Genomic DNA, 293 nt, shown 5'->3' with positions numbered 1-293 from the left:
CCGTTGTTCGTGGCGGTGGGCCTGTCGACCGACGAGACGCTGTCGAACTGGTGGGCCAACGCCTACCTCTCGACGGCGTGGGTGGTGATCCTGCTGCTGATCCTGTGCTGGATGGGCGTGCGCCTGTTCCGCCAGGTGACCCTGCGCGACGAGCTCGAAGAACAACTGCGCAACGCCCAGCTGGCGCTGGTGACCAAGAACCGCTCGCTCAAGCTGCTGGCGCGTAACGATGGCCTGACCGGGATCGCCAACCGGCGCCTGTTCGACGCCCGCCTCGACGCCGAATTCAACCG

1 pseudogene is annotated in these 293 nt (G+C 66.6%); it reads left to right on the top strand.

Going from position 1 to position 293, the window contains the following annotated elements:
- Nucleotides 1–293: pseudogene (locus F2P45_RS35100) on the top strand (diguanylate cyclase); the annotation flags it as partial.

Source organism: Massilia mucilaginosa, from assembly GCF_011682145.1.
Taxonomy (GTDB): domain Bacteria; phylum Pseudomonadota; class Gammaproteobacteria; order Burkholderiales; family Burkholderiaceae_D; genus Telluria_A; species Telluria_A mucilaginosa.
Note: the sequence above shows the minus strand (reverse complement) of the source record. Positions and strands in the feature narration are given on the sequence as shown.